Annotated in this window: 9 protein-coding genes; 4 read left to right on the top strand and 5 right to left on the bottom strand. The window is 59.2% G+C overall.

The features are described from left to right. From OQK_RS11850 to OQK_RS11840, 3 genes are all read right to left on the bottom strand, one after another. Nucleotides 1-999 (bottom strand): aldose 1-epimerase family protein (locus OQK_RS11850; RefSeq protein WP_038860882.1); only part of this gene is annotated, 999 nt, incomplete at its 3' end. A gap of 195 nt (nt 1,000-1,194) precedes the next feature. Then, entirely contained in the window at nt 1,195-3,171 is a 1,977-nt protein-coding gene (locus OQK_RS11845) for a methyl-accepting chemotaxis protein (RefSeq protein ID WP_016772578.1), read from the bottom strand. Between the two features lie 187 nt (nt 3,172-3,358). Further along, nucleotides 3,359-4,279 carry a LysR substrate-binding domain-containing protein gene (locus OQK_RS11840; protein WP_016772577.1) on the bottom strand — a complete coding sequence of 307 codons (921 nt, stop codon included), beginning with the start codon at nt 4,277-4,279 and terminating at the stop codon, nt 3,359-3,361. 159 nt (nt 4,280-4,438) lie between these two features. Between OQK_RS11840 and OQK_RS11835 the strand changes: the two genes are divergently transcribed. Further along, complete coding sequence (locus OQK_RS11835; protein WP_016772576.1) at nt 4,439-5,833, top strand: NorM family multidrug efflux MATE transporter; 1,395 nt, start codon at nt 4,439-4,441, stop codon at nt 5,831-5,833. A 78-nt stretch (nt 5,834-5,911) separates the two neighbouring features. Here the strand turns inward: OQK_RS11835 and OQK_RS11830 are convergent, their stop codons facing one another. Next, nucleotides 5,912-7,582, bottom strand: coding sequence for a putative bifunctional diguanylate cyclase/phosphodiesterase (locus OQK_RS11830; protein ID WP_016772575.1), 1,671 nt, complete (start codon nt 7,580-7,582; stop codon nt 5,912-5,914). Nucleotides 7,583-7,854: 272 nt separating this feature from the next. Between OQK_RS11830 and rep the strand changes: the two genes are divergently transcribed. Together rep and OQK_RS11820 are read left to right on the top strand one after the other, a co-directional pair. Then, nucleotides 7,855-9,864 carry a DNA helicase Rep gene (rep, locus tag OQK_RS11825; RefSeq protein WP_016772574.1) on the top strand — a complete coding sequence of 670 codons (2,010 nt, stop codon included), beginning with the start codon at nt 7,855-7,857 and terminating at the stop codon, nt 9,862-9,864. 57 nt (nt 9,865-9,921) lie between these two features. Further along, nucleotides 9,922-10,494, top strand: a complete 573-nt coding sequence (locus tag OQK_RS11820; RefSeq protein WP_016772573.1) for a xanthine phosphoribosyltransferase — start codon at nt 9,922-9,924, stop codon at nt 10,492-10,494. 132 nt (nt 10,495-10,626) lie between these two features. Here the strand turns inward: OQK_RS11820 and OQK_RS11815 are convergent, their stop codons facing one another. Continuing rightward, the gene (locus OQK_RS11815) at nt 10,627-12,549 is read right to left on the bottom strand and encodes an acetyl-CoA hydrolase/transferase C-terminal domain-containing protein (protein ID WP_016772572.1); all 1,923 of its coding nucleotides are present in this window, start codon (nt 12,547-12,549) and stop codon (nt 10,627-10,629) included. Nucleotides 12,550-13,140: 591 nt separating this feature from the next. Here OQK_RS11815 and OQK_RS11810 point away from each other — a divergent pair. After that, nucleotides 13,141-13,977, top strand: coding sequence for a DUF4135 domain-containing protein (locus tag OQK_RS11810; protein WP_016772571.1), 837 nt, complete (start codon nt 13,141-13,143; stop codon nt 13,975-13,977). Nucleotides 13,978-13,981: the final 4 nt, after the last annotated feature.

The following is a 13,981-nucleotide window of genomic DNA, read 5'->3' as shown; positions in this document are numbered from 1 at the left end:
CTCCAGCCCAGTGACGTAGCCTTGCCCTTGGGTGTCGGTGTTTTTCCACAGCGAGAACACCGGCAACTGCTGAGTATTGAAGCCAACGGATACGCCGAGGCTACCGGCCTTGTTGTGCAGCACGGTGACGGTGTCACCCTTGGCGTCCGCATACGGCACGACGTTGTAGACAGTTTCGTCGTAGTCCTTGGTTGGCCCGCGATAGGTCTGCCAGTCGGGCAGATCACCCTTGGCCTTCTCGTTGAACGGCGAAACCTGCTTCACCGGCGCTGCGAACTTTGCGCCCTGCTCAAGAAACGGCGTGCTGAAGTTGCTGTGATACAGCGCCTGATATTCCTTCGCATAGTCGCCGTTGTTGGTCAGGGTGTCGTTGAGGGCGAAGCTGGCGCTGCCCGGTTCGGTGATCAGTTGGGTCGCTACCGAGAAATCGACTTTCTTGAATGCCTGCTCTTTCAGCTCGCCACGCAGCGTGATGGCATACGGCGGCTTCTCGTCGATGTGCAAAGTGACGGTGCTGGCCGGGATGTTGGCGGCGCGACCGTGCAAGGTCAGCAATTCGCCGTTGTCCATGCCGGGATGGCCAACCCACTCGTAACCGCAACGGGTGACCAGTTCATTGAAACCTTCGAGCCAGCCCAGGCCACCGCGACCGTTGAGTTCGATGAACGCCGGGTTGACCACGTCCTTGACCGGCGAATCCCAGCCCATCCGCACGTCGCCCACCGAAGCCTGCAACACATTCATGCCACGGGTCGGCACGACCGACAGCTTCATCGTGCCGTTATCGATATCGACAATGCCGACGCCCTCCTGACGACCGCCATGCAGGGTACGCAGGGTCACGGAAAACGGTTTGGCGGTTTTTACGCCGAGTTGCTCACTGGTGATCGTCCAGTTTTTTGCCGGAGTATTTGCGTCGAGCAGGACATAGTCCCAGGCCATGGCGTGAGAAGCGGCAGAGAATGCGCCGAGGGCGACGAGGAGTTTGAGCGGGGTCATGGCAGCAGCCTTTATTGGAGTTGTGCCATTTTTATAGCGCTGCGGAAACGTTTCAGCAAGTGCAAAAACCGGTTTGTGCCGGAGCATTCGCGAGCAAGCTCGCTCCCACCGGATTTTCGGCTGCTCACACGATTTGTGAACGACCGCGGAAACTGTGGGAGCGAGCTTGCTCGCGAAAACTGTTTCAACGACACATCAGCGGAAGCGATCAACCTCGGAACGCAGATCCGCCGCCAGCTTCTCCAACTCTTTAGCGGTGACAGCCAGGTTCGACACCACCTCACGCTGCTCGCTGTTGGCCAAGGCGATGCTCTGCAAATTGCTGCTCAGCAACGTCGCAGTGCTGCTCTGCTCCTGAGTGGCGGTGGTGATCGCGGCGAACTGCTGGCCTGCCGAACGGCTCTGCTCATCGATCCGCGCCAGCGCCGAGGCGACATTGGCGTTGCGCGACAGGCCTTCCTGCATCAGCACATTGCCCTGTTCCATGGTGCTGATCGCGTTGCCGGTTTCCTGCTGAATGCTGTGGATCATGCTGGAGATTTCGTCGGTCGCCTGACGGGTACGCGAGGCGAGGCTGCGCACTTCGTCCGCGACCACGGCAAAACCGCGACCCTGCTCACCGGCACGGGCAGCTTCGATTGCTGCGTTAAGTGCCAACAGGTTGGTCTGCTCGGCGATGGAGGTGATCACACCCACGATGCCGCCGATTTCCTGCGAGCGCTGCCCCAGCGTGTTGATCACGCTGGCGGTGCTGTTCAGCGCGCCAGCGATCTGCTCCAGCGACGACGACGCTTCTTCCATCGAGCTGCGGCCAATCTGCGTCTGCTGAGCGTTTTCCTGCGCCAGGCGCTGGGTCGCGCCCATGTTGTCGGCGATGTTCAGCGAGGTGGCGCTGAACTCTTCCACGGCGCCGGCCATGCTGGTGATTTCGCCCGACTGCTGCTCCATGCCTTCGTAAGCACCACCGGACAAACCGGACAGCGCCTGCGCACGGCTGTTGACCTCTTCCGAAGCGCGGCGGATGTGCTCGACCATGGTCGACAGCGCCTGGCTCATCTGGTTGAACGCGCGGGACAGCTGACCGATTTCATCGTGGCTCGATACGTTCAGCCGCACACTCAGATCACCCGCGCCCAAGGCTTCGGCCTGACGCACCAGATCGCCCAGCGGTGCGAGTTTGCTGCGCAGCAGCCAGACCACGGAACCGACCGCGAGCAACATCGCCAGCAGGCTGCCGATCGCCAGTTGCGTACCGACGCTCCAGGTCACCGCGCGGATCTCGGCTTTCGGCATGCTCGCCACCACCGACCACGGGCCACCTTCGAACGGCACGGCGATGCTGTAGAAGTCCTCACCCTTGTCGCTCCAGAACTCACCCTTGCCCGGGGTTTTCACCAGGTTGTTGATGGTCGGGGCGGCTTGATCCAGGTTTTCGACGCCGGCAATCGGCACCAGCCATTTGTTCTGCTCGTCGAGCAGCGCCAGCGAGCCGGTCTTGCCAATGCGGAAGCGCTTGAGATTGGCGAACTGCGCGTTCTGCGCATCGGTGTAGTCGAAGCCGACGTACAGCACGGCGATTATCTTGCCGCCCGCATCGCGCACCGGGGTGTACTGCGACATGTAGTAGCGCTCGAACAGCAACGAGCGGCCGACATAACTCTGCCCCGCCATCAGTTTCGCGTACGCCGGGTTGGCATGATCGAGCACGGTGCCGATGGCACGGGTGCCGTCCTGCTTGCTGACGTTGGTGCTGACGCGAATGAAGTCTTCGCCGCTGCGCACGAATACCGTGGCCACACCAGCGGTCATCTGCTTGAACTCGTCAACTTCCTTGAAGTTGTTGTTCAGCACCTCGTTGCCCAGATGCAGGCCCGGAGTCTGCACGCCGGCCACGGTCACTGGCTGATCGGGGTGCACACTCAAACCACTGCCGAAGCGCTTTTCGAACAGCCCGCTCAGGCGCAGGGTGCTTTCACGCAGCGTACCGTGGAAGGTACTCAGCTGATCGGCCAGCAGCCGGGCCTCACTGGCCAGATGCTCTTCACGGGTGGCGAGGTTGGCGGAATCCAGCGAACGCAAGGCGAACACCGTACTGCCGCTGATGACTATCGCCAGTATCACAGCAAGGGCAAGGCCCAGCTGCGAGGCGATCCGAGCACGAGGTTGAGACATGAACAGCTCCTGGCCGAGCCACCGAATCCTCCTTGATCGCGGTAATTGCCCGGAAAATATTCTAATAATGGGGGTAGCGCGGAACCGGCACGACGGTTCCACATGCTCGTAGTCGGCGGAAAATCCGAATACTTGAGCGGATTGCGTGGGTATGGCGCAGTAGTGGCATTGTGCCGGCTCGAACGTTTCAGCTCAAGCGCTCTACCGCCGGCAATTGCATGGCGCGGACTTCGCCTTGGAGAAAATCGCTGAGGCGGCGCAAACGTTCACCTCCCGGACGCGGTTTCGGCCACACCAGGTAGTAATTCAGGCCACTGGCGACGGCGGTCGGCCACGGCAGGCTCAAGCGTCCTTGCGCAACGTCTTCGGCAACCATCAGCAAATCGCCCATCGACACACCGTAGCCGCGCGCCGCCGCGATCATGCCCAGCTCCAGGGTGTCGAACACCTGTCCGCCCTTGAGCGAGACCTGATCGGACAGGCCCATGCGCTCCAGCCAACTGCGCCAGTCGCGGCGATCCGGGGTCGGGTGCAGCAATTCAGCAGCCGCCAGACGCGCTACGTCCCAAGGTTGGTCATTGAGCAGGTTCGGCGCGCCGACCGGAATCAATTCCTCGGGAAACAGCAGGCTCGCTTCCCAGTCCGGTGGGAAATGCCCGTCACTGAGCAACACCGCGCAATCGAACGGTTCATTGTTGAAGTCCACCGAATCGATATCCATCCATGCGCTGGTCAGTTGCACCTCATTGCCCGGCTGCAAATGGCGGAAGCGACTCAACCGCGCCAGCAGCCAACGCATGGTCAGGGTCGATGGCGCTTTCATGCGCAGGATGTCGTCCTCGGCGCGCAAGGTATTGCAGGCGCGCTCAAGGGCGGCGAAGCCTTCGCGGATACCGGGTAACAGCAGCCGCGCCGATTCGGTGAGTTGCAGGTTGCGCCCGCTGCGATGAAACAGCCGACAGGCGAAGTGCTCTTCAAGTGTGCGCATGTGCCGACTGACCGCGCTCTGGGTGATCGACAGTTCTTCCGCCGCGCGGGTGAACGAGCTGTGTCGCGCTGCCGCTTCGAATGCGCGCAGGGCATACAACGGCGGAAGGCGTCGGGACATACACAAAGCTCCAATAGCGGGGATACAGCCAATTCGGCAGGACGATTCAGGATGAGTATTAATCATGCCACCCATCCTTTTTATCCCTTTGTGCAAAGCCTGCCAAGCGCCGAGAATCGACGCTCTTCTGCTTCCTCTGATATTTGGGTGGTGATGACCATGCAGCATCCTGTGCGTACCGAACTCTGGGCCATTCTGCGGCTGGCGGGGCCGCTGATTGCTTCGCAGTTGGCGCACATGCTGATGGTGCTGACCGACACCCTGATGATGGCGCGCCTCAGCCCCGAAGCGCTGGCCGGTGGCGGCCTCGGTGCCGCGAGCTACTCGTTCGTGTCGATTTTCTGCATCGGCGTGATTGCAGCGGTCGGCACACTGGTGGCAATCCGTCAGGGTGCCGGCGACATCATCGGTGCCGCACGCCTGACCCAGGCCGGACTGTGGCTGGCCTGGCTGATGGCCCTCGGCGCCGGGCTGTTGTTGTGGAACCTCAAACCGGTGTTGCTGCTGTTCGGCCAAACCGAAACCAACGTCAACGCCGCCGGGCAATTTCTCATCGCCCTGCCCTTCGCCCTGCCCGGCTACCTGAGCTTCATGGCCCTGCGCGGTTTTACCAGTGCAATCGGCCGGGCGACGCCAGTGATGGTCATCAGCCTCGCCGGTACGGTGGCCAACTTCCTGCTCAACTACGCGCTGATCATCGGCATGTTCGGCCTGCCACAACTGGGCCTGACCGGTATCGGTCTGGTCACGGCGATTGTCGCCAACTGCATGGCACTGGCGCTGGCCTGGCATATCCGCCGGCATCCGGCGTATGACGCTTATCCGTTGCGCGCCGGCCTGTCGCGGCCGAACCGGCAATACCTGAAAGAACTGTGGCGTCTGGGCCTGCCGATTGGCGGCACCTATGCGGTGGAAGTCGGGCTGTTTGCCTTTGCCGCGTTGTGCATGGGCACCATGGGCAGTACGCAGATGGGCGCGCATCAAATTGCCCTGCAAATAGTTTCGGTGGCGTTCATGGTCCCGGCCGGGATGTCTTACGCCATCACCATGCGCGTCGGCCAACACTATGGCGCCGGGCAATTGGTCGATGCGCGCATGTCCGGGCGTGTCGGCATCACTTTCGGTGCCGTGGTGATGCTCGGCTTTGCCCTGGTGTTCTGGCTGTGGCCGAACCAGTTGGTCGGCCTGTTCCTTGACCACAACGATCCGGCGTTTGCCGAGGTGATCCGTCTGGCGGTGAGCCTGTTGGCAGTAGCGGCGTGGTTCGAGCTGTTCGACGGCACGCAGACGATTGCCATGGGCTGTATTCGTGGGCTCAAGGATGCCAAGACTACGTTTCTGGTGGGGCTCGCTTGCTATTGGCTGATTGGCGCGCCGGCGGCGTGGTGGATGGCGTTCCATCTCAATTGGGGGCCGACGGGTGTCTGGTGGGGTCTGGCGTTGGGCCTGGCCTGCGCGGCGGTGAGCCTGACGCTGGCGTTTGAATGGAAGATGCAGCGGATGATTCGGCGCGAGCCAGTTGCAGAGAGGTTCGAGGCCATCGGCGCGGATTAAGATCAAAAGATCGCAGCCTTCGGCGGCTCCTACAAGGGAACACATTCCAAGGTAGGAGCTGCCGAAGGCTGCGATCTTTTAAATGGCTTCCACCGAAGCCTGCTGACTGGCTCCAAAGGTCAGATATTCCACCAACTCATCCAGCGGCAGCGGTCGGCTGATCAGGTAACCCTGTACCTGATCGCAGCCGAACCCGCGCAACAACTCCAGTTGCTCCGGCGTCTCGACGCCCTCGGCGACCACTTCCAGATGAAGGTTGTGCGCGAGGTTGATCATCGCGTGCACCAGTTTGCGGTTCTCTTCGCGCTGTTCCATGCCGCCGACAAAACTCTTGTCGATCTTCAGCAAGGTGATGGGCAGGCTGTTGAGGTGCACGAACGAGGAAAACCCGGTGCCGAAATCGTCCAGCGAGAAGCGCACACCGAGGCGGCCGAGGGCGTCCATGGTCTGCTTGACCAGATCGCTGCGCCGCATAACCGCGGTTTCGGTCAGTTCGAATTCCAGCCACTGCGCCTCGACGCCGCGCTCGGCGATCAGGCGGCTAAGTGTCGGCAGCAACTGGCTGTCCTGAAACTGGCGGAACGACAGATTGATCGCCATGTGCAGCGCCGGCAGCCCCTGCTCGCGCAAGGCCTGCATATCACGCAAGGCGCGGGAAATCACCCAGTAGCCCAGCGGCACGATCAGACCGCTCTGCTCGGCCAGCGGGACGAACTCGCTCGGTGGCAACAGACCGCGCTCGCCATGACGCCAGCGCACCAGCGCTTCGAGGCCGACAATCTGGCCGTCTTCAAGATTCAGGCGTGGCTGGTAATGCAGTTCCAGCTCATCGCGGCGCAAGGCCCGGCGCAGTTCGCTCTCAAGGTCGGCCATGCTCCGCGCGTTGCGGTTGATGCGTTCGTTGAAGATATGAAAAGTGCAGCCCTGCGTGCTCTTGGCCTGCTGCATGGCGATATGGGCGTGCCACATCAGTGGATCGGCACCGCCATTGGCGCGGGCATGGGCGATGCCGAGGCTGGAACCGATCAGCAGGCTTTCGCCGTCAACCCAGTAAGGTTCGGCCAACGCTTCAGTGATGCGTTCGGCCATCCACTCGGCGCGTTGCGGTGCACGACGGGTATCGATCAGCAGAGCGAATTCATCGCTGCCCAGCCGTGCCAGTTGATCGCCGGCCTCCAGCTGACTTTTCAGCCGCGCGACCACTTGCAGGATCAAGCGATCGCCGGCCTGATGACCAAGGGCATCGTTGGCATGGCGGAAGTTGTCGAGATCGAGATGGCCGAGGGCGAGACCGCGACCGTCGCCTTCGGCAAGGCGCGCCGTGAGCAGGGTCTGGAAGCCCTGACGGTTGGCGATACCGGTCAGCGGGTCCTGTTCGGCGAGGCGCTGAAGAGTGTTTTCCAGCACGCCGCGCTCGCGCACATGGCGCAGGCAACGCTGGAGCATGCCGGCGTCGAGGGCGTCGAACACCAGCCAGTCGCTGACACCGACCGGCGCGGTGGCCGGTTCGTGCTCCAGCAGCAGAACGGTCGGCAGGCTGCAACGCCCGGGCGGCGGTTGCAACGCCGGCAGAGTAAGTAATACCGCGTGGCGGTTGTCCTCGAACAGGCGGCTGACCGAATCCCAGTTCGGCGCGCTGATCAGCACCGCCGCGCTCCCCATCGGAGCCAGACACTCACGCAACAACGCTGTCCACGCTGGCTCTTCGGCCAGTAGCAGCAAACGCAAGGGTTCGACAGGCGTAGACAAGCTGACTCCCTAGACTCTGCAATGATGTAGGCGGGGCATTATGCCGTTGTGCTGAACAATGACCAATGCGTTGTCTGATGACAACGGCATCGAAACGTTATTTTGTGTCACGAATGAGAACATTAGCCGCAAAATCCCCGCGTATCCTGCGTGAAAGTAACAAAAGCGGCAAATCTGAATCGCGTGCTGCGTCACAAGTCGGACAGAGCAGCAGAAATCGCTGAGCCTGTTAAAATGCCGGCCCATTTCGTCAACGACTCCCGAATTTTCGTATGTCCCGACTCAATCCCCGGCAGCAAGAAGCCGTGAACTACGTCGGCGGCCCTCTATTGGTGCTCGCCGGTGCTGGCTCCGGCAAGACCAGCGTGATCACGCGCAAGATCGCGCACCTGATCCAGAACTGCGGCATCCGCGCCCAGTACATCGTCGCCATGACCTTTACCAACAAGGCCGCGCGCGAGATGAAAGAGCGGGTCGGCACCCTGTTGCGTGCCGGCGAAGGGCGTGGCCTGACCGTCTGCACCTTCCACAACCTGGGCCTGAACATCATCCGCAAGGAGCATGCGCGGCTGGGCTACAAACCCGGTTTCTCGATCTTCGACGAGACCGACGTCAAAGCCCTGATGACCGACATCATGCAGAAGGAATACGCAGGCGACGACGGCGTCGACGAGATCAAGAACATGATCGGCGCCTGGAAAAACGACCTGATCCTGCCCGCCCAGGCCCTGGAAAACGCGCGCAACCCCAAGGAACAAACCGCCGCCATCGTCTACACCCACTATCAGCGCACGCTCAAGGCGTTCAACGCGGTGGACTTCGATGACCTGATCCTGCTGCCGGTAAAGCTCTTCGAAGAACACGCCGACATTCTCGAAAAGTGGCAGAACAAGGTGCGTTACCTGCTGGTCGACGAATACCAGGACACCAACGCCAGCCAGTATTTGCTGGTGAAGATGCTCATCGGCAAGCGCAACCAGTTCACCGTGGTCGGCGACGATGACCAGTCGATCTACGCCTGGCGTGGCGCGCGCCCGGAAAACCTGATGCTGCTCAAGGACGACTATCCGTCCTTGAAAGTGGTGATGCTCGAGCAGAACTACCGCTCCACCAGCCGCATCCTGCGCTGCGCCAACGTGCTGATCTCGAACAACCCGCACGAATTCGAAAAACAGCTGTGGAGCGAGATGGGCCACGGCGACGAGATCCGCGTGATCCGCTGCCGCAACGAGGACGCCGAAGCCGAGCGCGTGGCCATGGAAATCCTCAGCCTGCACTTGCGCACCGACCGCCCGTACAGCGATTTTGCGATTCTCTATCGCGGTAACTACCAGGCCAAGCTGATCGAATTGAAGCTGCAACACCATCAGGTGCCGTATCGCCTGAGCGGCGGCAACAGCTTCTTCGGTCGCCAGGAAGTGAAGGACCTGATGGCCTACTTCCGCCTGATCGTCAACCCGGATGACGACAACGCCTTCCTGCGCGTGATCAATGTGCCGCGCCGCGAGATCGGCTCGACCACCCTGGAAAAGCTCGGCAACTACGCCACCGAGCGCAAGATCTCGATGTACGCCGCCACCGACGAAATTGGCCTGGGCGAGCACCTGGACAGCCGCTTCACCGATCGCCTGGCGCGCTTCAAGCGCTTCATGGACAAGGTCCGCGAGCAGTGCGCCGGCGAAGATCCGATCTCGGCGCTGCGCAGCATGGTCATGGACATCGACTACGAGAACTGGCTGCGTACCAACAGCTCCAGCGACAAGGCTGCGGACTACCGCATGGGCAACGTCTGGTTCCTGATCGAGGCATTGAAAAACACCCTTGAGAAAGACGAAGACGGCGAGATGACCGTCGAGGACGCCATCGGCAAACTGGTGCTGCGTGACATGCTCGAGCGCCAACAGGAAGAAGAGGACGGTGCCGAAGGTGTGCAGATGATGACGCTGCACGCCTCCAAAGGGCTGGAATTTCCCTACGTGTTCATCATGGGCATGGAAGAGGAAATCCTCCCGCACCGTTCCAGCATCGAAGCCGACACCATCGAAGAAGAACGCCGCTTGGCCTATGTGGGCATCACCCGCGCCCGCCAGACCCTGGCCTTTACCTTCGCTGCCAAGCGCAAGCAGTACGGTGAAATCATCGACTGCGCGCCGAGCCGCTTCCTCGATGAGCTGCCGCCAGACGATCTGGCCTGGGAAGGCAACGACGACACCCCGACTGAAGTCAAAGCCGTGCGCGGTAATAGCGCATTGGCCGATATACGCGCGATGTTAAAGCGCTAGAATCGACTACTTTTTAATCTACCTTCGGCGCCCATCGCGCCAACAGAGGAAGCTGTTGTGGAAGCACTGCACAAAAAAATCCGCGAAGAAGGCATCGTGCTTTCCGATCAGGTCCTGAAAGTCGACGCTTTCCTGAACCACCAGATCGACCCGGCCCTGATGAAGCTGATCGGTGACGAATTCGCCGCGCTCTTCAAGGATTCCGGGATCACCAAGATCGTCACCATCGAAGCCTCGGGCATCGCCCCGGCGATCATGACCGGTCTGAACCTCGGCGTGCCGGTGATCTTCGCCCGCAAGCAACAGTCGCTGACCCTGACTGAAAACCTGCTCTCGGCGACCGTCTACTCGTTCACCAAGAAGACCGAAAGCACCGTGGCCATTTCCCCGCGCCACCTGACCAGCAGCGACCGCGTGCTGATCATCGACGACTTCCTGGCCAACGGTAAGGCGTCGCAAGCGCTGATCTCGATCATCAAACAGGCCGGCGCCACCGTTGCCGGTCTGGGCATCGTCATCGAGAAGTCGTTCCAGGGCGGCCGCGCCGAACTGGACTCGCAGGGCTACCGCGTCGAGTCGCTGGCTCGCGTGCAATCGCTGAAGGATGGCGTCGTCACCTTCATCGAGTAACCAGCGGCCCCTAGTTATCCCCTGTGGGAGCGAGCCTGCTCGCGAATGCATTGTGTCAGTCACCCTGTTGAGTGAATGACCCACCGCTTTCGCGAGCAGGCTCGCTCCCACAGTGGGTTCTGGTGTGGGCAGTTATTGCGCGGTAGCTTTGAGGCCTGTGAGCAGCAGGCGTTGGAAAAGGTCCTCCTTCAGGCCCTCCGGATTGGTCAGCTGCATCCGCTCAAGATGTTCCGGGAACACTGAGGCCTCCGGCGCATCCAGCGCTGCCTTGCCCAAGTCGAGAATCTCGGTCAGCTTGAACTTGCTCTTCAGCCAGTTCAGCGCGCGCAGCAGATCCCGTTCGATGGCGGTGAAATCACAGCCCAGCGGATACTCCGGAAACAGGTTCGGATGCCGTGCGGCAATCGCCTGCAAGCGTTGCGGTGTGTTGTCGGCAAATCGTGGATCGAGACGGAAATCCTTTGGCAGCTTGCCGACTTTCTGCGCCTGCTCGATCAGCCCCGGCTGGAAGCGAGAATCACTGATGTTGAGCAGCGCTTCGATCACCGCTGCGTCGGATTTTCCGCGCAGGTCGGCGATGCCGTATTCGGTGACGACGATGTCGCGCAGGTGCCGCGGGATCGTGCAGTGGCCGTAGTCCCAGACGATATTGGAGCTGACCTCGCCGCCGGACTCGCGCCAGCTGCGCAGGATCAACATCGATCGCGCGCCCTCCAGCGCGTGGCCCTGAGCAACAAAGTTGTACTGGCCGCCAACACCGCTGAGCACGCGTCCGTCTGCCAATTGATCAGCCACGCCGGCGCCGAGCAGAGTCATGGTGAACACGGTGTTGATGAAGCGCGCATCGATGCGCTGCAAGCGCTTGAGCTCTTCCTGGCCGTACAGCTCGTTGATGTAGCTGATGCGGGTCATGTTGAATTCCAGCAGCTTGCTTTGCGGCAACTCGCGCAGCCGCTCATAAAAACTGCGCGGGCCAAGGAAGAAGCCGCCGTGCACCGAGATACCGTCGGGCTGCGCGGCTTCGTCGAGGGTACCGGCGTTGGCCTGCTGCTGAGTCGGCACATCCGGATAGACCTTGCGCCGAATGATCCCGGCATCCGCCAATACCAACAGCCCGTTGACGAACATCTCGCTGCAACCGTAAAGGCCTTTGGCAAATGGCGCGGTGCCGCCCTCGCGCTGGATCAATTGCGCCCATTGGCTGAGGTTGATGTCATCGAGCAACGCCTGATAACCGGCGTTATCGGCCTGACGGGCAAGTAGCGCAGCAGTCAACGCATCGCCCATCGAACCGATACCAATCTGCAATGTACCGCCATCGCGCACCAGCGTGCTCGCATGCAAGCCAATGAAATGATCCTGAAACCCCACCGGCATGTTCGGCGTGGAAAACAGCGTGCTGCTGTCCTTTTCGTCGATCAGCAGATCAAACGTGTCGATATCCACTTCCGCATCGCCGGGCATGTACGGCAGATCCGTATGCACCTGGCCGACCAGCACAATGGTCTCCCCCGCCTCGCGGCGCTTGGCGATCATCGGCAACAGGTCGAGGGTGATGTCCGGGTTGCAGCTCAGGCTTAAGCGATCAGGGTGTTCGCTGCTGCTGGCGAGCAATTGCGCCACCAGATTGAGACCCGCTGCGTTGATGTCGCGAGCGGCATGGCTGTAATTGCTGCTGACGTAATCCTGCTGCGCCGACGCGCTGTTGAGCAGACTACCGGGTTGCATGAAGAACTGCTGGATGCGGATGTTGGCGGGCAGGCTATCGCGCTGCAGATCGGCGAGGAAATCGAACTCCGGATAATCACCAAACACGCGCTCGACGAAGGGCTCGATAAAGCGCTTCTGCAAGCCATCGCCCAGATTCGGCCGACCGAGGCACAGCGCGGTATAGATCGTCAGCTGCCGCTCGGGCAGGTCCTTGATGCGCCGGTACAGCGCGTTGACGAAGTGATTCGGCTTGCCCAGCCCCAGCGGCAGGCCCATGTGGATGTGCGCAGGCAAACGCGCCAGCACATCGTCCACCGCCTGTTCGATCGAACACAACTGCACCATCTGAAGCCTCCCGCCCGTTCCGTTGATAGGGGTAGACCGAGATTGCCGGGGAATTACTTCAGAGGGAAGGTGATTAAAAAGAAAAACCGCGAAATTTCTTGATGGGTCGAACCTCAAGTTAGGTTGCAAATACCTACAAAAAATATATAGCAATAACAATGAATTGTCTGCGCACAATGAATCACCTCACAAACTTCTAGGTATTTTTCCTACATCGAATCGAATTTAATCATGCATGACTACAGGAAGCGTCTGAATTGAAGTTATTTCAATCCTCGCTAGGATTCATAACGTAACACTCCAGAAACTTATGCCATCAAGGCAAACACTAATTCACGTCAAGGCTCAATTATGGAAATCGACTTCTTAGCAATCCGTCGTGCCCGAGCACGCGTTCTAAACTCAACGACACCAATCTCAACTTTGGCGATTCAAGCATTCAGTAACTTGAGCGCAGCAAGCAGCGGTTCACGACCATGCACTAGCTGCTGTTCACAGTGTTGGCAAGGATGCTGCTACGCGACCTATATGTAAATAAAATTGGGTGGCACTCGAACCGAGTGGCCGCCCTCACTATTTAAGGATAAGACAATGAAAAATCCTAAAGATTTTTTAAGCGGAACAACGCCCATGAAACGCGGCTACGCTACTGACTGTCCAGTCTGGCCATACCTGTCTTATTACATCTTCCATATCGAAAAACAATTTCCGAAATCATGTAAAAACAACGAAGCATTGAAATCAACGGTCATCAATGGCTTTGTAACCAACCTTGCAGCACGACTTACTAACGCGGCAAATAATGTCTTGATAAAGGAAAAAATAGTGTTTGAAAAGACCACCAGCAGCAAAATGGAGACTTCTGCATATTTCAAATTGGTTGGTGAAAATAGGAACTACCTCCTCGACATTATTAGCGCCTACCCTGAAATGGATCGAGTCCTGACCAAACTTTCAAATAATTTTATCGAATTCACGATACAGTTAGTCCTCGCTCTCATCGAAGACAGACAAGATATAAACAAACAATTCGATATACCGACCGGATCCACACTTTCCTCCGTTGATGTTTCATCCAGCGAAACTCACAATGGATCTAGGACCGTTTGTATACTTTCTTTTGGTTCCATTAAGATAATTTACAAACCGAGAAATTTGGAACTTGAAGCCGAAGCATCTGATTTACTACTGCATTTGAGCAAAGCTGCCGGAGATGATTACGAAAACTGGAAATTACCAAGGTATCTTGTAAAAAAAGAACACGGCTGGTCAGAGCATACACCTCAAACTCAGGCAGAAAACGAAGCCGAAGTTTCTTCTTACTTTAAAAGAGCTGGATTTCTTTTAGGTTACTGCACCACTTTTATGGCCGCCGATATTACCTCTGACAATTTGATTGCACATGGCGCAAGCCCTATCCCAATTTGATCTC

This window comes from Pseudomonas sp. R62, assembly GCF_000257605.1.
Classification (GTDB): Bacteria; Pseudomonadota; Gammaproteobacteria; order Pseudomonadales; family Pseudomonadaceae; genus Aquipseudomonas; species Aquipseudomonas atacamensis.
The sequence above is the reverse complement of the archived record's forward strand: the minus strand, read 5'-3'. Positions and strand labels throughout refer to the sequence as shown.

Excerpts from the sequence above, each read along its gene's own strand:
- OQK_RS11845 (WP_016772578.1), bottom strand. The coding sequence starts at position 3,171 with ATGTCTCAACCTCGTGCTCGGATCGCCTCGCAGCTGGGCCTTGCCCTT.
- OQK_RS11840 (WP_016772577.1), bottom strand. The coding sequence starts at position 4,279 with ATGTCCCGACGCCTTCCGCCGTTGTATGCCCTGCGCGCATTCGAAGCG.
- OQK_RS11835 (WP_016772576.1), top strand. The coding sequence starts at position 4,439 with ATGCAGCATCCTGTGCGTACCGAACTCTGGGCCATTCTGCGGCTGGCG.
- rep (WP_016772574.1), top strand. The coding sequence starts at position 7,855 with ATGTCCCGACTCAATCCCCGGCAGCAAGAAGCCGTGAACTACGTCGGC.
- OQK_RS11815 (WP_016772572.1), bottom strand. The coding sequence starts at position 12,549 with ATGGTGCAGTTGTGTTCGATCGAACAGGCGGTGGACGATGTGCTGGCG.
- OQK_RS11810 (WP_016772571.1), top strand. The coding sequence starts at position 13,141 with ATGAAAAATCCTAAAGATTTTTTAAGCGGAACAACGCCCATGAAACGC.